This is a genomic window from Sphingomonas sp. NPDC092440, assembly GCF_044754985.1.
Classification (GTDB): domain Bacteria; phylum Pseudomonadota; class Alphaproteobacteria; order Sphingomonadales; family Sphingomonadaceae; genus Sphingomonas.
The window spans coordinates 20649-38864 of the sequence record NZ_JBIVQA010000017.1 but is presented as its reverse complement, the minus strand read 5'-3'; the positions used below and the strand labels follow the sequence as shown (position 1 = coordinate 38864).

General features: G+C 62.3%; 18 protein-coding genes. 6 read left to right on the top strand and 12 right to left on the bottom strand.

Translation table 11 applies throughout. The annotated features are described in order from the left end of the window. Window positions 1-170 precede the first annotated feature (170 nt). The 10 genes from ACIQCS_RS21415 to ACIQCS_RS21370 form a co-directional block, all read right to left on the bottom strand. Entirely contained in the window at window positions 171-614 is a 444-nt protein-coding gene (locus ACIQCS_RS21415; protein WP_401531713.1) for a hypothetical protein, read from the bottom strand. Beyond that, window positions 611-934, bottom strand: coding sequence for a hypothetical protein (locus ACIQCS_RS21410; protein WP_401531712.1), 324 nt, complete (start codon window positions 932-934; stop codon window positions 611-613). Before ACIQCS_RS21410 ends, ACIQCS_RS21415 begins: the two co-directional genes overlap by 4 nt. Then, window positions 931-3462, bottom strand: a complete 2532-nt coding sequence (locus ACIQCS_RS21405) for a TraC family protein (protein ID WP_401531710.1) — start codon at window positions 3460-3462, stop codon at window positions 931-933. Before ACIQCS_RS21405 ends, ACIQCS_RS21410 begins: the two co-directional genes overlap by 4 nt. Then, window positions 3459-4259 (bottom strand): TraV family lipoprotein, encoded by an 801-nt coding sequence (locus tag ACIQCS_RS21400; RefSeq protein ID WP_401531708.1) that lies wholly within the window; start codon window positions 4257-4259, stop codon window positions 3459-3461. Before ACIQCS_RS21400 ends, ACIQCS_RS21405 begins: the two co-directional genes overlap by 4 nt. Continuing rightward, window positions 4259-5572, bottom strand: a complete 1314-nt coding sequence (locus tag ACIQCS_RS21395) for a TraB/VirB10 family protein (RefSeq protein WP_401531706.1) — start codon at window positions 5570-5572, stop codon at window positions 4259-4261. The genes ACIQCS_RS21400 and ACIQCS_RS21395 overlap by 1 nt, the downstream gene beginning before the upstream one ends. After that, window positions 5572-6348, bottom strand: coding sequence for a type-F conjugative transfer system secretin TraK (locus ACIQCS_RS21390; protein WP_401531704.1), 777 nt, complete (start codon window positions 6346-6348; stop codon window positions 5572-5574). The genes ACIQCS_RS21395 and ACIQCS_RS21390 overlap by 1 nt, the downstream gene beginning before the upstream one ends. After that, a complete protein-coding gene (locus tag ACIQCS_RS21385) occupies window positions 6332-6961 on the bottom strand; it encodes a TraE/TraK family type IV conjugative transfer system protein (protein ID WP_401531702.1) in 630 nt (209 codons plus the stop codon). The genes ACIQCS_RS21390 and ACIQCS_RS21385 overlap by 17 nt, the downstream gene beginning before the upstream one ends. Window positions 6962-6972: 11 nt before the next feature. Next, on the bottom strand, window positions 6973-7239 hold the full coding sequence (gene traL / locus ACIQCS_RS21380; RefSeq protein ID WP_401531700.1) for a type IV conjugative transfer system protein TraL: 267 nt from the start codon (window positions 7237-7239) through the stop codon (window positions 6973-6975). Between the two features lie 132 nt (window positions 7240-7371). Continuing rightward, window positions 7372-7686 (bottom strand): hypothetical protein, encoded by a 315-nt coding sequence (locus ACIQCS_RS21375; RefSeq protein ID WP_401531698.1) that lies wholly within the window; start codon window positions 7684-7686, stop codon window positions 7372-7374. A gap of 136 nt (window positions 7687-7822) precedes the next feature. Next, the gene (locus tag ACIQCS_RS21370; protein ID WP_401531696.1) at window positions 7823-8650 is read right to left on the bottom strand and encodes a DsbC family protein; all 828 of its coding nucleotides are present in this window, start codon (window positions 8648-8650) and stop codon (window positions 7823-7825) included. Between the two features lie 340 nt (window positions 8651-8990). On the opposite strand from ACIQCS_RS21370, the gene ACIQCS_RS21365 reads away from it, so the two are divergent. The 6 genes from ACIQCS_RS21365 (at window position 8991) to ACIQCS_RS21340 (ending at window position 13489) form a co-directional block, all read left to right on the top strand. After that, window positions 8991-9425 carry a hypothetical protein gene (locus ACIQCS_RS21365; protein ID WP_401531694.1) on the top strand — a complete coding sequence of 145 codons (435 nt, stop codon included), beginning with the start codon at window positions 8991-8993 and terminating at the stop codon, window positions 9423-9425. Between the two features lie 154 nt (window positions 9426-9579). Further along, window positions 9580-9990 (top strand): transcriptional regulator, encoded by a 411-nt coding sequence (locus tag ACIQCS_RS21360; RefSeq protein ID WP_401531693.1) that lies wholly within the window; start codon window positions 9580-9582, stop codon window positions 9988-9990. A 13-nt stretch (window positions 9991-10003) separates the two neighbouring features. Next, window positions 10004-10618, top strand: coding sequence for a GntR family transcriptional regulator (locus ACIQCS_RS21355; RefSeq protein ID WP_401531691.1), 615 nt, complete (start codon window positions 10004-10006; stop codon window positions 10616-10618). Window positions 10619-10796: 178 nt separating this feature from the next. Beyond that, on the top strand, window positions 10797-10934 hold the full coding sequence (locus ACIQCS_RS21350) for a benenodin family lasso peptide (protein ID WP_401531689.1): 138 nt from the start codon (window positions 10797-10799) through the stop codon (window positions 10932-10934). Between the two features lie 117 nt (window positions 10935-11051). Then, entirely contained in the window at window positions 11052-11729 is a 678-nt protein-coding gene (locus tag ACIQCS_RS21345) for a lasso peptide biosynthesis B2 protein (RefSeq protein WP_401531687.1), read from the top strand. After that, window positions 11726-13489: an asparagine synthase-related protein gene (locus tag ACIQCS_RS21340; RefSeq protein WP_401531685.1), complete on the top strand. Its 1764-nt coding sequence runs from the start codon at window positions 11726-11728 to the stop codon at window positions 13487-13489. The genes ACIQCS_RS21345 and ACIQCS_RS21340 overlap by 4 nt, the downstream gene beginning before the upstream one ends. A 38-nt stretch (window positions 13490-13527) precedes the next feature. Here ACIQCS_RS21340 and ACIQCS_RS21335 read toward each other — a convergent pair whose 3' ends face one another. Together ACIQCS_RS21335 and ACIQCS_RS21330 are read right to left on the bottom strand one after the other, a co-directional pair. Further along, window positions 13528-15591, bottom strand: a complete 2064-nt coding sequence (locus tag ACIQCS_RS21335; RefSeq protein WP_401531684.1) for an Atxe2 family lasso peptide isopeptidase — start codon at window positions 15589-15591, stop codon at window positions 13528-13530. Further along, window positions 15591-18146 (bottom strand): TonB-dependent receptor domain-containing protein, encoded by a 2556-nt coding sequence (locus tag ACIQCS_RS21330; protein WP_401531682.1) that lies wholly within the window; start codon window positions 18144-18146, stop codon window positions 15591-15593. Before ACIQCS_RS21330 ends, ACIQCS_RS21335 begins: the two co-directional genes overlap by 1 nt. Between the last annotated feature and the right edge of the window lie 70 nt (window positions 18147-18216).

Below are 18216 nucleotides of genomic sequence, written 5' to 3'. Positions count from 1 at the left end.
GAGCACAAGTGCTATGATCGCCGGCACGCAAGTGGCGACGATCAACAGTCGCGCCTCATTTTCTGAACTGGGGAGGTACCAGGTAATCGTGGCCTGGATCAGCAGTAACCCATTGCTGGCGATGACCAGTCGAACCGCGCGCGAGGTCGGGGCCGAGGAGAAGATCCCGTTCATGCGCTTTTGCCCCCCTCTAGTTCAGAGGAGTCGCCGCGGATGCGCCAGTAGAGTTCGAAGACAGCCTTCGCGATTACCGGCGCAAGACAGATGAGGGCGACCCATGCGGCATATACGGTGACGGGCCCTCCCAATAACTGGATCAGCGGCACCAATGGCACGACTGCCCAGAAGGTCTGCAGGAGTGCGCCGATGATCAAGTACCACCAATTGTTACGGAGCGTCTCGTTGAGCAATGCCGTTGATCTGCGGATCACATCCGTCGCGGTCCTGAGATTGCCCACCATCAGGCCTTGTTCACGCTTCTGGAACCAGAGGAGCTGGGCGAGATAGGCATGCGGGCTCTGCCCGGGACTGCGATCGAGCCCGATGTTCGCACCCAGTTCGTCGATCAATTCCAATATGTGAGGATGCACATGGCTTTCGATTGGATCGGTCATTTTTGCCTCCATTGGCGAAGCCTCGAGACGATCACCCCAAACGCGCCTGAAAGGCCGATCAGCAGCATGCCGCTGACAAAGCAGGCGGCTGCGATCAGCACGCCGGCACGGATCACCTGAATCGTCGGCTGCCGGAGTGCGAGACCGGCGGCGATCACCAGACCGCCGAGCATGCAGGTCTCGATCGCCACCAGCCGCAGGCGCCAGAGGAACGCAGCCGCTTCGGCGCGCTCGGCGACGCGCGCCTCGATCATCGCCTCGATCGCCGGGTCACTGTCCCAGTCGAGCTTGAGCTGCTCGCCATTGAGCGGACGCATCATGCGATCCTCCCTGCAATGCTGGTCGAAGCCGGTGTTCCGAGCACCTCCGCCGGATTGATGCCGGCGAGTTCGCAGATCGCCTCGAGCGGCGACCGGCCGGCGCGCAGGCGCGCCTCAAACGCGGCGACCTCGTTGGGCGCTGAGGTGTTGATCCAATAAGAGAAGGGATCGACGACCAGCCGGGCGATGCCGAGCCCGAGCGGTGAGTCGATAAAGACTTCCGAATAATTGGGCTTGGCGTTCCTCACCGATTTCAGGAGGTCGAGGACGAACCCCGAATAATCGAGGATCTTGTTCTCGACCGCTTTGTCATAGGTCGAGCCCTGCAGGAGGAAGCGCGTCGCGGCATTTTCGAGGATGACCTGGCCCGTCCCGCCGAACAGCAGGAGGTCGTTCATGCTCTGCAGCACAATCCCGAACGATCCCTGATATTTGCGCGCGCGGCGATAACCCTGGCCGAACGCCTCGGCGAGCCGCGACAGATCCTGCCCATCGCTCCTGGTCATGAACTGCGCCGCCTCGTCGCACAGCACGAACCGTGGCCGGTCGCGCGCCGAGAGGTAGAGTTCCTGGGTGACCGCGTTCACCACCACCATGACGATGACGTTGAAGAGGTCGGGGAGTGCTTTCAGCCGTTCGAGCTCGAGGACGACGAATTCGTCATGGGAGATATCGAGGGTGGAGCGGCCGTTGAAGAAGTGGCCATAGGCCCCGTCCGACCCGAAATCCCTCAGGTTGAAGGCAAGCTCGCGCGCCGTCGGCACGAGATGCTCGACGCGGTCGAAATCGCTCGTTGCATTGTCCGGGTAACGGCCAAGCCATTCGCGGACCGCATCCACGCCATGATGGCCGCGCCTCGTATCGACGGTCCATTGCACCGCGGATTTGAGAAGGTTCCATTCCGATGTCGTGACCGGTTTTCTGGTCGAGGCATTGGCCATTTCAGCGACGATCGCGACCGCCATGGCGATCGCCGATTGTTTGTCCTCGCCGTCGAGCGCGAGGCCCATGTCGAACGGGTTGAGGACAAGGTTTTCCTCGCCGATGTCGATATAGCGGCCCGAGCAGAGCGTTGAGAGCTTGCGATAGCTCCCGCCAATATCGATGATGCGGATGAGCGCGCCTTGCGCATAATATTGCTGGCAAAGGTTATTGAGAAGGAAGCTTTTCCCCGCGCCGCTCTCGGCCGAGACGATGAAATTGTAATTGTTGATCCGGGGATCGAACAGGTCGAGCGTGATGAGCTGGCCCTTGCGCCCGACATAAAGCAGCGCCGGGCGGCCCCCACCGCGAAAGTCGGTCTGGACTGGTGCCATCACCGCGGCGGCGCGGGCCGGCATGCGGAAGTCACGCTCAAGCAGCTTCAGCGTCCGTTTTTCAGGATAGAGTCCAAACGGCAGGCTGGCGGCGAGGAGGACGGGCAAGAGATAGCTCTCTTCCTGCACCATGAACGGGAGCGGCTCGGATTCCCAAAGCCGCTTGGCCCGCGCCGCCATCTCGCGCGCCTGGGCGCTGTCGCGGCCGAACACCCAGACGGTCGGGATCACCGAGACAAAGCGGCTGTTCGAGACCTCGTCGAGGATCCAGCCGATCTCCTCGATCTGCTTGCCGACCTCGACCGCGAAGCTTCCGGCCGCCTTCTGCGCCGAGAGGATCTGTGCACGTTTGTGCACCTCGAACTGCGAGACATCGAACAGTACCGAGAGGCAGTAGAGGAATGGTCCGCCGATCTGGTCACTGTCTTCCGCGCTCCCGCGCATCCCGCCCATCAGGCGGTTGGCGCGTTCGGCGGTAATCCGCCGCGCGGGCGCCTTGGGGGTCAGGCAGCGCGCAACCTGGTTGCCGAGGAAGAGTTCGGGGCCATCGAACAGCAGATCGGGGCCGGCATCGATGATCTGCTTCCTGATCGCCGGCGCCGGCCTGTCACCGGCGGCGCTGACGAACACGCCTGGCGCATCGGCGAAAACGCCGTTGAAGATCCGGCGATAGAAACGGACGAGCTCCTCGGGCGGAAGCCGGCGGATGCCCATTTTGGCGAGCTGCTCCTCGACCTGACGCCTGAGGTCAGCGCCGAGTTTCACGCGCGTCTTGACCGCGAGGAACAGCCGGAAATCGCGCACCGGGATACCATGGAGCGCACCAACCCCGGCCGTACCACTTCGGAGATAATCGGCGGTGCGGCGGGCCGATGCCTGGACCAGGGGATCGGGTCGGGTCTTCAAATCAAGATAGGCGTCGAGCGCGCCGTCGATCAGCGGGTCGGCAAAGCTGATCAGCTGCAGCACCGTCCCTTCGGGGAATTGCACATTGAGCAGCCCGAGCAGGGCCTGGCTGACATGGGTGAACATGTACGCCGAGGGCGTCAGCTCCCATGCCTGGCCCCAGCCATCGTCGATGCACAGGAATGCCTCTTCTTCCTCGACCCAGGCGACGAGCGGCAGGAAATCGGAATAGGCATCGCGAGCAACCGAGGCGTGGAGCCGGCGGAACGAAAGGCCGCTGTCGGCCCCCGATGCGCGCGGGCTCATGACCGGGGTTCCGGGCCTGCATCGCTGTGATCCGCATTGGGCGCATTTGGTGTGGCTGGGGATGGCGCCGTGGGCACGTCTGCGTCGCGGATCGCCTCGCGCGCGTTGTCGGTGGCGGCATGATCTACGGTGAGTGCAGGCGGGCTGGCATCCGCGGAGATCTCGGTGCTGGTGGCGCCCGTATCGCGGGCCGTACGCAGCACCGGCGGATTGGGCGCGCGGCCGACTGGCTCGACGAGATAGTCGCCGACCACCCAGGTCGGGCGGCCGAGGATCGAATAGACGAACCGCGGCATATAGAGCCGGTCGGGGCGCTGTCGGTCGGCATAGGGGAGGATCAGGGTCCGGATCGTGCGCGATGGCTTGAGCATCGGCGATGCCGGGCTATCGATTGCAGCAGTCTCGCCGAAGCTGGCGCGTGGGACCGCGGGAACGGGAGCCTGGCGATCACGGGCCGGCTTTGCCGGCGTTGCTGCAGTTCTGGCATCACTGACCTGGCGGCCTGAGTTCGGCGCCGCGCCGAGCAATTTCCTGTCGCGCGTGACGGCTGGATCCGATCGCGGCGCGCGGCCGGCGACGGCGTCATTCCACGCCTGCTCCGGATGGACGCATTGGCCATGGTCGGAATTCTTGCAGCTGAACTTCTCGCTGTAAGGCGACAGGAGTGATCCGAGGGTCGCGCATCCGCCCAGGGCAAATGGCAGGGCGAGAACGAACGCTGTCCTGCCGCGCAAATTGCGTGCGCGCCGATAGTCGGATTGTTCCGCCATTTTGGCTTCTCCGATTGTCGCGGGCATCAGAATTTGCTCCCCGCGCTGGGTTTGATCTCGAGCGCGACCCCTTCCTGGATCACGACCACCACATCCTTGGCGGCGCCGACCTCGACGATCGGGCCAGCCTGGCGCGCGAGATCGAGGTAGAAATCGGTGAGTTTCTCGGACGATTTGGAGAGCCCGCCGGCGATGCCGGTCTTCGCCGCATCGCCCGCATCGAGCGTGCGCACCGTGCCGAGCGCGGAGGTCGAGGTCGAGCCGAAGGTGTTCTCGACCGATTGCGAGATACCGCTCAGCGTGCCGGCGATGAACGCGCGGGCCAGCGTCGCGCCAGCGCGCGTCACCACTTTGCCCGACAGTCCCTTCTTGCCGTCGGTATCGACGAAAAAGCCTTTGACCGGCTGGTCGACGACCGAATGCTCGTCGAAATCGACGCACGACAAGGTGACGAGCTGGATCTCGACCCGTTCCTTGGCGAGACTGCCGGTTGCATTGCCGACGACAAAGCAGCCGGCGAGATTGGCCTTCACCTCATTGGGAAGCACGGCCGGTGCCTGGACGCGGGCGATGATCGGTTCGGGATTGCTCGTCGCATCGCGGCTCGCCAGCGCATCGACCCCGGTCAGGAGCCGCGCCTTCATGAAACCAGGCGGCAAGTAAATCGTCCGATTCTTTTTTTTGGCCGCGGGCGAGCCATCGCCACTGGCCTTGGGCACGACCGGACTGGTCGCCGAGCCGATCGTGCCGACCGTTTTCTCGACCGGCGGTGCGGGTGGGGCGGCAGGCGCGGTCGGCGGCGGCGGCAGTCGGTCGGCGTCAGCGCCAATGTCACCCGTCACGGGTGGGACGGGCAGATGCGGCGCGGCGCCGGGTAAAGCGGGCGGCAGATCGCCATCCGCGATGCCGGGCGGCAATCCGTTCGTCCCCGGCGATTTGCTGCCGGGGACGACCTTGCCCTCCTCGATCGCGCTGATGCGGTCGCCGAGCAATTGCTGGCCGCTGAGGATTGCCTTCAGATCCCCGCGCAATTTCACCTCGAGGCTGTCGCCGCGCAGACCTGCGCCCATGTCGAGTTTGGCGGCTTCGGCGGCGGGTCTTGGCGCTTCGTTGTGCCCGGTCGCGCCATAGAGGCCGAGGCCGAGCAGCCCGACGGCGGTCGCAACCCCTGATTGTTTGGCGCGGAGTTTCTGTTTGGCAGAAAGTCGCGCCCACTGCGCCTTCACGTCGAGAAGCGCGGGACGGGCGCTACCTGAAACCACCTCGGGTGGACGGTTCGCCGACGCCTCGGGTGAGGGGGACGACTGATCACCAGCGCCGGATTTGTGATCGCTCGCCATCACCGAGCGACCCCGCGGCGGATCACGACGAGGCGTGTTGTCTCGCCTGTGGCGAGCCTGGTTTTCTCGGCGGTGATCGCAAAAATCCCGGCCCCGAGCGCTGGATCGACGAGATCCTGTTCGCGGATCGAGACCGGCTGCGCGGCGCTGGCGAGGTATTCCGATGCGTCGAGGCCAGAACCTTCGATCGCGAGGCGCCGGCGTTCACGAATGCTGAGAGCGGGAAGGGCAGTGATACGGAAAGTGGCGGCATCGGGTGCGATCTCGGTGAAGCTCGCCGGGATACGGTCTTCGAGCAGCGCCAGCGTGATCGATACCGCGCGCTCCTCTTCGACCAGCGGGCCGAGGAGATCGGTATTGGCACGCGCCTGCTGGCGTCGGCCCGGCTCGAGGATCACCGTCTGCGCGGGGATCTCGGCCGGCTCCGCATAGAGCGGATAGGTCGCGCCGTTGCACAGGACGTAGAATTCTGCGGGCTGGGTGACGAAGGTCCTGGTGACCTGCCCCTGATCATCGGTCTCGCGGACGAGGAACTTGATCCATGCGTCCGAGCCGCCTTTCTCGACCGCGAGGCCCTTCTCGGCCGAGAATTTGACGTCCTCGATCTCGCCGCCCTCGCAGACGATATGATTGATGTCCCGGTTGGAGAGGCGGATTCGGCTGGTCTGGTCGGGCAGCGCGTGGATATTTTGCGCCGCAGCGGGGAGAGCACAGGTGAGCGCCACCATGAGTGGGAGGACGCGCGCGATCGCGCCCCGGCTAGCGAGCTTCGGCATCGAACTGCTCCTCGGTGAGGCGCGTCAGCCAGAAGCGACCGTGGTCGATCGCATAGCCGATGCGGATATTGCCCCGGAATTTGCGGATCACCCCGCCGATCACGCGGACCTTTTCGACCGGCACGACGATGTCGTGCGCGGTCCAGGTCACCGACTGGTCGCCACGGATGTAGGTGGCGATCGACAGGGTCGGGTTGTTGGCGAGCTCGTCGAGCACTCGATTGAGGCTGTCGCGCATCGCATTGTAGGCTGACGGGTGGACGATCGACAGCAGCTCCTGGAACTGCCGGTCGGCGGAATAGGTCGACCATGTCCCTGAGAGCGCGATGATGTCGCGCGTCATCGTGCGGATATAGGCTTCCGACGGCTTGTTCCCGGTGATGTAGAGGTCGCCGCCCGCGCCAAACGGGACGACCACGGTCCGCGCATTCTGGTTGGTCGAATAGATGACCGCGCCGAGCACCGCGCTCACCCCGAACAGGCCGGCGATCGCCGCCTTCAAGAGCCGGTTCTCTTCGAAGAGGTTAGCCGAGCCCTGGAGATAGCGATGCAGCCCATAGCTCGCCGGCTTGGCCGCGAGCGGGTCACTGTCGGGTGAGGGACGCATGAACATGCGCATCCCCATCACTCGCAGAACCGGGTCTGGGTCGGACCCGGATAATGTTTGAAGCCCACCACGCCCCAGCGCCACGCAAGGTGCGCGAGATAGCCGCGTGGTTTCGAGCGCTTCCAGGGAATGAAAAGGAGGAGGGCAAGGATGAGCGCCCAACCGATCATGCCGCCGACGATCGCGGCGACGAACACCGTCGAGGTCGCGAGGACGAACTCGTCCGATCCGAACCACAGGATCTGGACGGGACGGTGCAGATATTGCGGCAGACGTTCGTCCATCGCCCTCCTCCTTCCGCTTCATGATGCCCGCAAAGGACATCGGTCTCCGGGGACCGACCATCGGCCCCCAGCTCGTGGGCGGCGCGAAATCCGCGCGCGGGCTTCAGCCCGGGCGTGAGTGCGCCGCGGGTGTCAGACGATCATCCCGAAGGTCTGGAGGATGCTGTCCGCTTTGATGAGGCAGACCGCCGCGACGATCGTCGGGATGCCGATCATGATGTTGGAAAACAGGCGAGAGACGCCGAACAGGAAGGCGGCAACGCCGCCAACGAAGCCCAGCGGGCCCTTCACGCCCTTGTTCACGACAATGTCGTAGATGTCGTAGCCAAGATCGCCTTGCGCCGGGGCCGAGAAGGCATGGGCGGGCCCGGCGATCACGGCCATCGCGGCAAAAGGGAGGGCGACATTGGCGACGCCAAGCGCCCGGGATCCGAAATTTCGCATCATTGCTAAGCTCCATTGGCTGGGAGCCGTCCGATCGATTTCAGCCGGGGCGTCGGTGGACGGCTCCTGACGAGCCCGCCGTCTCCGGTTTTGCTGGATCTGGTGTTCGCGGCGCCCGCGGCGCGAAAGATCGCTGCACTCAGTTGTCGGCGCCGGGCGACGCCTTCGAGGCGCCTTGGCGATCGAGGAAAGCCTCGAGCTCTCCCTGCTGGAAGCCGGAGACGAGCTTGCCATCCACGATCAGCGTCGGCGTGCCGGTGATCCCGATTTTGGCGACGAGCGCGGCATCGGCTTCGACCCTGGCGTGCCCCTCGGCGCATTGTCTGAACACCGGCGGGGTTTGCCCGGCATAGGCCGCTCTGAACGCCGCCTCCTTGTCGCTTGAGCAGAGTATGTGCTCGGCCTTCGCCGCGGCGGATGGATGGATGCCGCTCACGAAGAACACGAGCCGGCGGACCTTCTTCCCCTCGACCGCCTTGGTGTTCCAGAAGCGCTCGAGCGCCTGGCAATAGGGGCAGTCCGGGTCGGTGAATTCGATCACCGTTGGCGCGCCTGCAGGCCCGATCGCCAGCGCTTTGGTCGGATCGATCGCCTTCAATCGCTTCGACGCCCCTTGTTCCTGCGTCAGCGCTGTGAGGTTGATGCCGTTCTTGTCGTAGATCGAGGCGAAGAGGAGATGCTCGCTCTCCGGCGCGTAATAGATGATCCTGCCTCCCGCGTTTGCCTGGTAAATCGGACCCTTGACCGGGGCCGGCCCGAAATCCTCGAATTGCAGGTTGGCGAAGCTCTGATGGAGCTGGCGCTCAGCAGCCTCAGCTGCAGTACCCAATGCCGACAAGCCCCGCGTGATGGAGGTCTCGCCTGCACCAGTGACCGGCGCGGCTTGTGCTTGCGCCCCGCCAGGGAGCATAACACCCGCCACAAGAGCGACGAGCAGGCCCATATTGCTGGTTGGCGTTCTGGTCATGGACGCATGTCTCCACTTTCGCCCGCTCGCGGGTGCTGGGGATGGAAATCTGGCGAAGGGCAGGCCGTTCGTTCGAAAAAGGGCGCCCTGGCTTCGTCGTTTCGACACGGCACGGATGGCAGCGGCGAGCGCCGCCCCGCAAGGCAGGAGGAAGTTAGTTTCCGGTTTGAGGCAGTGTATTGCCGATTATCGGAAATGAATTTCCGAAAACCGGAAATACATTTCCGGTTTCACGATCTGTTCTCGTGACGGCAAAGCGCTCGTAAACCGCCCCGCAAGACGGTTTGGGGCAGAGCAGGGTCGCTCGATTCGGTTTTCAAGCTGGAAACGGAAAACGGCGATGGCGACTGGGATACGATCACGAGCTTTCAAGTTGCAGCTTTCAGCTGAAGGAATTCAGCTGTTTCTGCGCGGTCATTGTCGATTGTGCCGACTGGTAGGAGATCTCCTGCCGCACGGTGCAACGCTATATGTCGCTGTAGCCGGGCTCCGGCACGCGAGCGGCGAAACAATCGCGGCCTGTCTGCTCGATCCTGAGCTTGACCGCCTGGGCGGCAGGATTGTTCGTTATGTCGGAACGTCGCCCGCGCTTGCAGATCACGTCGAGGATGCAATCGCACGCGCGACGACCGCGCAACCAGTCCATCCGACTCCCCAGGTCTGGAAGACCTTCCTCGTAGCTCTCATGCTCCTTGAAGAGCGCGATGACCGTCGATTGCTGAAAATCTATGACGAGGTGTGCGGCGAGATTGGGCGGTCACCATCGGATTGTTAAAATTAGTTGCGCGTGCGAGACTATTTTCCCGTGTCACTCGGAAAATACTCTCGCGCGCGCGACAAGACGAGAATTGACGACATGATTATTGTACAACATCATCTCTGCGGGCTGTGAGTTTGGATCTTTGAGGCGCTGCCACGGAGTCCGGCAGATGACGCTCCAAAATCCAAAAACGACCGACAGGGAAGATTTTGCGTCGATCAAGGAGCTTTCCGGAAAGCTCATCGAGCGACGAAGGCGCCGGGACAAGATTCCGCAAGCGCGTCTCGCCCAAAAGACCGGGCGTAGCGAGCGGTGGGTGCGTGAAATTGAGGCCGGTGCTGCGACGTCGAGGTTCGAGGATCATATTCGCTGTGCGCATGCGCTGGCGATGACGACCCCACACCTTTTTATTCCAATTCTCGCAATGGAGCACCAAATGACCGTACCGCGCGAACTGTTGCTGCAGGATGATCTCTGGGAACTCGAATGCGAACTCCTTGATGTCGTTGTTCGTCACCAGAACCGCATCACGTCGAGATTGAGCGCACAAGCTGGCCTTAGTCGGCCGGGCGAGCGTTGAGAGCGAGGCGGGGATGGCGCCGGAAGCTGTCGCCGCGGAGCGGGCCTATCAAATGCTCAAAGCCGATGTTGTCGCAGGCCGGTTTAAGCCAGGCGAGACCATCGTTGAACGCGTGCTGGCTGCCGAACATGGAGTGTCGATCGCGCCATTGCGGGATGGGGCGCAGCGCCTCCTGGGCGAGGGGCTGCTCGAACCGGTCCAGCGCGGTGGATACCGCGTGCCGGCGATTTCTGAAGCCGAGCTCCGTGATCTCTATCAATGGCACGAACACCTGGTTCGCCTGATCGTCAAATTGACCGATCATTCGCTGTTCGACGCACTATCCGTCGGGGAATTCGACGCCCTTTCGGGCGACAATGCCGCCTCCATGGGAACCCGACTTTTTCGTTCGATTGCTGCGCTAAGTGATAACCGGGAGCATGCGCGGGCGCTACTTGCCGCAAATGATCGTCTACAGCCGGTCCGGCAACGTGAGTCGGTGGTCCTCGCGAACTTGACGGGGGAACTCGAACACCTTCGAAATGCACTCCTTCGCGGTTCGGATCATAACCGTTTTGCGGCAATTCGAGCCTATCATCGCCGAAGAATTCGCCGCGCCAATAAGATTATCGAGGCGTTAGCAACGTAGCGAGAAGGGCGATTTGTCGCCGGGAATTCATGTGGTCCGCGAATGTCGCGGTCCTGATCTTTATCAGTTTCAAAGAATAGTCGCCCGAACGAGACCTTATAAGATCGCAGCCGTCTGCAAGGCCTTGCTAGAATTGCGATGGCTGCAATGGTGCAGCCACTCTGCAACGGAGGTACATATGGACCGGTATGACGATCGCGATATCGAGGTGATCGATCTGGGCGCCGCAAGCGCCGAGACCAAGGGGCCGCTCGGCGGACACTTCGACGGCGTCTCGGGCATCACCAATCCGGGTCTGTCCGACGCGGACGATTGATCGCCTTCGAGGGCGCGCGGCGAGGTGGTCGCGCGCCCTTTCGCCCCTGTTGGTGCTACCTGCCGCCTGCCCGTAGGCGGTAGTACAAAGCGCCCACCCGCACAAATGGAACTCGCCATGGCTGCGCTCCGATTGGCCGACGCGATCTACGCTTGCGATTTCCAGTCGGGAACAGTCGTCCTCGATCTGAACGCGGATCGATATCTTCTGATCAGCGGCTCGCTGGAAGAGGCGATGAAGGTCGCGATTTCCGGCGGCATCCCGACTCGAAACCAGGAGGTGCAGATTGGGAAATTAGTCAGCCGAGGCATTTTGACAGCCGAACCGATGCCGGTGACGAAGGATCGCGCGCCCGCGCCGCGCCGGGGGCGACGGCCGACGGCGGCGCTGACAGGTGCTCCGACCAGAGTTTGGGTCGTGTCAGCTGTGGTCCGGATGATCGCCACCATGTACGAGGTGCGGAAACGTCCGATACGGGAGATTATTGCCGAACTAATTGAGGCCAAAACCCGCATTAGCACGGGCGGCCCCCGCGAACTGGATGGCTTGTCGCGGATATCCGGAATATCGACGGCTGCTCGCCTCATCGATTTCCTGTTCGGTGCCAATCGCTGGTGCTTGCCCCGATCGATCTGCGCGATGAGAATGATGATGGCCGCCGGCTATGCGCCGCGGATGGTGATCGGAGTCGTCGACCGACCATTTCAGGCACATTGCTGGGTCGAAATCGGCAAGTTTACCGTCACGGATGCCCCGGATCGCGTTTCGCCCTTTCGACCAATCCTGACGATATGACCGTCGGACGCTGCCTTGCGGTAATCGCGGCGCGACCGGGCGATATAGTTGCGCCGGAGATCATTGCGCGCCTGTCGGGCGTTCATGCGCTCCAAATCCGGTACCGTAGCGCGAACATGATGGTCTGGACTGACGAGAGTTTACCAGCGCTGCCGCTCGATCCGGACAAGGGGATCGTGATCGGGGCCGTCTTCGAGGGATTGTTCCCGGCGAGATCGGTCGACCGGTTCGACCAGCGTCAGGTCGCGACAATCGGCCAAACTCACGGGCGATCCCTCCACACCGATATGTGGGGTGGTTTCGTTGCTTTTCTCGCGTCGCGAGCAAATGAGGAGGTGCGCGTTGTACGGGACGCTTCGGCGACGCGTCCGATCTATTTTACGATGTTCGGGCCCTGTGTTGTCATGGCGACGAGCGTGCGGGACTTCGAACTGCTCGGCGCCGCGAAGCCGGCGATCGATCTCGCCTACCTTGCCGGTCATTTGCAGATGCGGGGATTTCGGTTTCACCGAACGGCGCTCGAGGGAGTGGAAGAGCTCGGGCCCGGTGAACACCTTGTGATTGCGGATGGCACCGCACGTCGCGAGCAAGGATGGTCTCCCTGGGATTTTGCCGCCCGGTCCGTCCAAATTGATGATTGGCGCGAAGCAGCGGAGGGGCTGGCGGCGACGGTGGACGCTACGATTGGTGCCTGGGCGTCGTGTTATCGTCATGCGCTCCTGGGGGTGTCGGGGGGGCTTGATTCCTCGATTGTCGCGGGGGCGCTTCATCACGCAGGGGTCGAACTGACATTGCTTAATCTGCTGAGCGTCGAGGGGTCGCTCGGCGACGAGCGGCACTATGCCAACGCGCTTGGCGATAGCCTCGGCAGGGAAGTCCGCAACGCGACCGAGAGCATCGCCAGTATCGATATCCTGCGGTCAGACGCAGCCCATCTGCCGCGGCCGCTTTCGCGTGCCTTTTCGCAGTCGGGCGCGCGCAACGTGAAGGAATGGGCGGAAGCGGTCGGCGCTGATGTGGTGTTCAGCGGCGGCGGCGGCGACAACGTCTTTTGCTATATCCAGTCCTCGGCGCCCGTCGCTGACCGAACCCTCTCGCGTGGCGGCCCATTCAAATTCTGTGAAACCGTGAGGGATGTGAGCGCGCTAAGCGGGGCCGGCGGGTTCACGGTTGCGCGTGCGGCGGTGAGGCGGCTCCGACGACGCCATCCCGGCTATATGTGGAAGCCAGACTTGTCGTTCCTCCGCGGCAGGTACCGCACCGTCGAATTCGATGTCGGATGCCACCCCTGGCTGGCTCCCACAAAAGAGCGTCTACCGGGAAAGCTCGAGCACATCGGGTTGCTTGTCATCGTCTCGAACTTCACTGAAGGCTTTGGCTATGAACGGAAATACCCGGTCATATATCCGTTACTGTCCCAGCCCGTGGTCGAGTCGTGCCTCAAAATCCCGTCGTGGATGTGGTGCCGCGGCGGCGTGAACCGGGCGGTTGCGCGCGATGCCTTTCGCAACCGGTTACCATCTGAGATCATCGAGCGGACGACAAAGGGAAGCTTCGATCGCCTGGCGATAGAATTGATCGAGCAGCAAGGTCGTGAAATCGAGGATCTCCTGTGCGGCGGTTTCCTGTCGGATGCGGGGTTGCTCAGAACGGATGAAATCCGACGCGCGTTGCGCCAACCCGGCATGTACGATGACCTTGCCTGGGCTCGCATATTGGCGCTCCTCGACGTCGAGGCCTGGTGTCGCAGCTGGCAATAATGCTCTGCGCGTGAGCCATTCGCGCGTGCGCATCGGCCTTACGGTGTTTTCGCTTCCGGCTTTGGGAGAAGCCAGCGAGTGAACCAGTCGATCGACCGTCTGTTGCGCCAATATTGGTGAACGGGCTGACCGCTCGCCATATGGCCTTCCGACGGATAGACGTACATGTCGACGTCCTTCTGCGCGTCCTGCAGAAACGCATATTGCTGCAGACAGAAAAGATATTCATTTTCAGGTGGTTGCATGAGAATAGCGGCGTTGACCGCCCTCGCGTTCAGCGCAGGCGACGTCTCTTTCCAGATATGGTCGGAATCGTCGAGCGGCTTCGGCAGCCCGATGACTTCATAAACCGCCTTGCGCCACGAATTGGCCGCGGGCGCGACGAGCGAATAAGTGCCCGGATCGATGGTGGGGCCCGATCCGATAACCGCGGCTCGAAACAGATCGGAATGGCTCACCGCATAGGTTGCGGCATTGGCGCTGAAGCTGTGTCCGGAGATGCCAACATTCCTGGGGTCGATGACGCCCTTGGCGGCCAGCTGATTGATTGCGATCTGGTACGATGCCAACATGTCCTTGTAGGGCTGCATCGTGAGAATGCGATTTTGCGCGTCCCGCTGCGCGAAAATATCGTTGTTCGTATTCATGCAGAGCGCAGCGATGCCGTGTTGGGCAAGAATGAACTCCGGCGCGAGCCACGCCGTGCCGCCCTGCAGGAAACCTCTGCAACGATATGTCGTGATGACGAGGGGAGGCTTCCCGGACGTATTCGTGTCGGGGAGAACGAGGACACCGTTCCACAACCGCCCTGCGCTATCTTTCCATTCGATCAGCTGAGTGGCCGGGAATGACTTCGATGCCAATGCGGCATTCGGATCGGTAAGAACGGCCTCGCTTCCGCTATCGAGATCAATCCGAACCAGGCGGGGAGGGCGGGTCGGTCCGGCCTCGACGCAAAGAAGCTGATTTCCCGCGACTTCGCATCCGCGACCGCTGTAGATTGAGCCGCCATCGAGCGCGCCGCTTGCAGGCCGGATCGTGCGGGACTTGCCGGACTTCGGATCCCATGCCTCGATCGCCGTTCGCCCACGAACGCCTGGTTCCGAAAGAACGACGATCTCGTTGTGGCGCTGGTTGAAGGTGACCTGTCTGATGGCGTTTGGCGATCCGGCGCAGAAGGCTGCGTCACAGATCATATTGCGCCCATCAGCGAGGCGCGCTTCGATCCTATAGGTTCCGAACGGGCCATCCGGGTTAGCCTTCACCAGCTGGCGAAGAACAATGCGAGTGCCGCTCGCCCCAAGCCGCAACTCAGCGGTCCCAGAAATTGCGTCATGGGTTTGGAGCGCGTGAACGTCTGGCGGCACGGAATTGGAGGAATTGCGCGTCGGCAAAACCGGCGCGGTGGCGAGTTGCACCTCCTTCTGGCGCAAGTCGCCGCGCCACGCCTCATCGACCACCTCATCGCCAACGCGCCTGATCGTCGTGGTGCGCTCGCCAATTCGGAAATTGTCGATAAGGGGTAGGCCGTCGGTGATGACCGAGCGGTCAAAATGGATTCCCCGCGCGCTCTCCGCAGCCTGCTCGCGATCGATTTCCGCTCGCGGGTTGCGAACCTGATAGGATAAGGTTCGCCCGTCGGCCGACAGGCTGAAAGCATCGACGTCAGCGGTATCCGCCGTCACTTCCACATCGGCGTCCGTCGTCAGTCGATGAACCTGCACCCCGGAGCTCGATTCCACGAGCGCATAGAGCGCGGCGGAATCAGGCGCCCATTGGCTGACGCCGTCCTTGGGAACGCTCATCAGCGGGATTACAGTCGGCGTGAATGCTCGCCCGACCGGTTGCGCTTCGTCCCGCCCCGAGATGCGCTGGATATACCATTGGCCGGATACGGCGTTGCTGGCGACCGATCGGGCGACGACGCGAAATGCCACCCAATCGCCATCGGGCGATATCGAGAGACTATCGATCTGGCGAGTTTCGACGATGTCGGTGATGGTCGGCTGCGATGGGTCCCGCGTCGCATCTGCGGAGGCGGGTACATCCCACAGCAGAACCAGTGCAACCCCGGCCGAGCGAAGGAAAGCTGCGCGGACCATCACCATTCCTTCGTGATGGCAAAATTGACGAAGCGGCCGACCGGGGAATAGTTCAGCGGATCATAGGGCGTGTCGTAGACGCCGGTGGTCTTGATCGGCTTCGGGCTCGCGTCGAGGATGTTGAGTGCCGAAAGCGAGATGTCGATCCCACGCAATGGTCCCGACTTGTCGGTAAACCGATAGCGTGCAGAAAGATCGACTGTGGTCATCGGGCCCGCGCGCCCGGCGAGGCCGATCCGGGTGTCCTCGACTGGTCCGGTATAATTGACGTAGGACGTCAGCGTCAGCCCGTTCTGAGTCCAGCTTGCACCGGCGCGCCCGCGGAAGTGTGCGGGGTTGAAGACGGTACCAGCGAGTTGGACAGGCGGGAGGTCTGCGGTCAGGCGCTGATTGCTGTCCAGATAGGCGCCGTCCGCCGTCACCTGTACCCGGCCGCCACCATGTGTCGAGAAGCCATATTTGAGGCTGAAATCGACGCCGCGGATTGATTGGCTTACCGCATTGACGTTGCTGTCATAGACGATCGCGGCGATATTCGTTGGATCGTATGGCAGTCCGGTATAGTTTGTAAAAACACGGCTTCCGATTGCCTGCGCCACGTCGGCGGTCGACGGCGAATATTTGACGAAGCTGCTATATTGCGGATCGCTCAGCGCCTGGGAGATATAGGCGACCGGCGCGACGATGCGCTGGTTATAATTGACGTTGAAGTAGCTGATTTCCAGCGACAAGCCCTGGATCGTCGGCGGGTGCAATGCAGCGGTGATCGTCCAGGTTGTCGCCCTTTCCGGCTTCAGGTCCGGATTGCCGCCGTTCAACAACAGCACCGGTGCCGAGGCCGGATAACCCGTGCCGCCAAGCGTGCTGACATTGTAAACATCGGCATATTGGAATGAGTAGCGCTCGAAGAAGGTTGGCGCCTTGAACGATTTTCCCCACGATGCCTTGATGTCGAGGAGAGCTGACGGCGAATAAATGATTCCGAATTTCGGCGTGGCGATGCTCGCGATCCCGCGGTAATTCTCATATCTGATCGCGGCGTTGAGATTGAGCTTGTTGATTCCCCGGATTTGTTGCCCGGGCGAAACCACGGGAATGCTCATTTCGCCGAAGGCGAAATATGTCCCCTGCGATACATCGATATTCTGAATGTCGCCGGACGTCCGATAGCCGTGGTAGCCGGTCGAGCGATAACCCGTCCCCACTGCGAGTTTGATCGCGCCTGAGGGCAAGGTGGCGAGATCGCCGTCGGCGGACACCTCGATGCTCTTGAGGTCGTTGCAATAGCAGCCCGCGGTCAGTGAATGGAAACCGCCGAAGGCCTGGTCAAACGTGTAGTAACTGCTGTCCTTGCTGTAGACGCCAGCGATCTTGGCCTCCCATCCCGATCCGAGATCGATTTTGAGGGAAGGGGCGATCGAGAGCGACCGGCTGCGAAAGGACAGGATCGCACCGCTCGTGGTGGGATCGCCGGCAGCGGTCAGCGCATATCCACGCGAACTGGAGCGGTTGTTATAGATCGCGTCGATGTCGAATTCGATTCCGGGAAGGAGCGTCTGATGCCCGGTGAAGATGACATTGTGCTGGGTCAGTCGGGGCAGGAGCGTCAGTCCCGGCGAGGCGGCGGCGGCATAGTCGCGCTCGCTCGCAAGCAGCGGCGAATTATGCGAGAAATCATAGGCCAGCATGACGCCGCCGCTGCTCCAGGTGGTTCCGCCCACCGCGCCATATTCCTGCTGCTGGTTGCCGCCATCGGTTGATGCCCCGAACCGCGCTGACGTGCTGAGGCCGCGATAGTCGCGCTTCAGGATGACGTTCGCCACACCCGCGACAGCGTCTGACCCGTAGAGCGCCGAAGAGCCATCGGCGACCACCTCGATCCGGTCGAGCGCGGCGATCGGGATCACGGAGAGATCGATTGCCTGATAGGCGCCGCTATAGGCCAGGCGGTGCCCGTTGAGCAGCGTCAAGGTGGCGTCCCCGCCAAGGCCGCGAAGATCGATCGCCGACCCCGATCCGATGTAGTTTCCCTTCTTTTCGGGTGTCGTGATATTGGAGCCGGGATTTTGCGCGCCTCCGAAATTTTGCGGGATGGTGCGCACGACGTCGCCGAGACTGACCTGTCCTGAATCGACGATCTGATTGCGGGTAAGGCTGATGACCGGCGAGGTTATCGGCGCTCCGCGCAATCGGGTTCCCGTGACCACCACGTCGTCCTGCGAGGTATCAGCTTCGCTCGTCGCATGGCCGCGAACGAAGATTGCGCCATTGCTGACCTCGATACGGAGGCCAGCAGGGGAGGTTATGGTGCGCACGGCTTCCTCGGGCGAATATCGACCCTGGAGTGCCGGAGCCGTGATGTTCCGGACGTCCTTGGGCTGGAATAGTATTTCGGTATTGGATTGCTGACCGATCGCGAGAAGCGAGGTCGCGAGCTTCTGTCGCGGCAAATGATATTCCTGCGGCGAGAGGTCCTGGCAATTTGCCGGACTGCTCATTGCGACCGTGATCGCGGAAGCCGCCAGGTTCAGGTTCCAGCGATTGAAGGTGCCCATGTCCATCCCCCCTTTTGTGGGCCGCGCGTTAGTCGCGCGGTGTTCGGGAGGATGGATGCGCTGATCAGGG

Bases quoted from the DNA above. Each gene is read 5' to 3' on its own strand.
- ACIQCS_RS21400 (WP_401531708.1), bottom strand. From the start codon at position 4,259: ATGCCCGCGACAATCGGAGAAGCCAAAATGGCGGAACAATCCGACTAT.
- ACIQCS_RS21405 (WP_401531710.1), bottom strand. From the start codon at position 3,462: ATGAGCCCGCGCGCATCGGGGGCCGACAGCGGCCTTTCGTTCCGCCGG.
- ACIQCS_RS21370 (WP_401531696.1), bottom strand. From the start codon at position 8,650: ATGACCAGAACGCCAACCAGCAATATGGGCCTGCTCGTCGCTCTTGTG.
- ACIQCS_RS21335 (WP_401531684.1), bottom strand. From the start codon at position 15,591: ATGGTCCGCGCAGCTTTCCTTCGCTCGGCCGGGGTTGCACTGGTTCTG.
- ACIQCS_RS21410 (WP_401531712.1), bottom strand. From the start codon at position 934: ATGATGCGTCCGCTCAATGGCGAGCAGCTCAAGCTCGACTGGGACAGT.
- ACIQCS_RS21385 (WP_401531702.1), bottom strand. From the start codon at position 6,961: ATGTTCATGCGTCCCTCACCCGACAGTGACCCGCTCGCGGCCAAGCCG.
- ACIQCS_RS21375 (WP_401531698.1), bottom strand. From the start codon at position 7,686: ATGATGCGAAATTTCGGATCCCGGGCGCTTGGCGTCGCCAATGTCGCC.
- ACIQCS_RS21365 (WP_401531694.1), top strand. From the start codon at position 8,991: ATGGCGACTGGGATACGATCACGAGCTTTCAAGTTGCAGCTTTCAGCT.
- ACIQCS_RS21415 (WP_401531713.1), bottom strand. From the start codon at position 614: ATGACCGATCCAATCGAAAGCCATGTGCATCCTCACATATTGGAATTG.
- ACIQCS_RS21330 (WP_401531682.1), bottom strand. From the start codon at position 18,146: ATGGGCACCTTCAATCGCTGGAACCTGAACCTGGCGGCTTCCGCGATC.
- traL (WP_401531700.1), bottom strand. From the start codon at position 7,239: ATGGACGAACGTCTGCCGCAATATCTGCACCGTCCCGTCCAGATCCTG.
- ACIQCS_RS21395 (WP_401531706.1), bottom strand. From the start codon at position 5,572: ATGGCGAGCGATCACAAATCCGGCGCTGGTGATCAGTCGTCCCCCTCA.
- ACIQCS_RS21355 (WP_401531691.1), top strand. From the start codon at position 10,004: ATGGCGCCGGAAGCTGTCGCCGCGGAGCGGGCCTATCAAATGCTCAAA.
- ACIQCS_RS21350 (WP_401531689.1), top strand. From the start codon at position 10,797: ATGGACCGGTATGACGATCGCGATATCGAGGTGATCGATCTGGGCGCC.
- ACIQCS_RS21360 (WP_401531693.1), top strand. From the start codon at position 9,580: ATGACGCTCCAAAATCCAAAAACGACCGACAGGGAAGATTTTGCGTCG.
- ACIQCS_RS21340 (WP_401531685.1), top strand. From the start codon at position 11,726: ATGACCGTCGGACGCTGCCTTGCGGTAATCGCGGCGCGACCGGGCGAT.
- ACIQCS_RS21345 (WP_401531687.1), top strand. From the start codon at position 11,052: ATGGCTGCGCTCCGATTGGCCGACGCGATCTACGCTTGCGATTTCCAG.
- ACIQCS_RS21390 (WP_401531704.1), bottom strand. From the start codon at position 6,348: ATGCCGAAGCTCGCTAGCCGGGGCGCGATCGCGCGCGTCCTCCCACTC.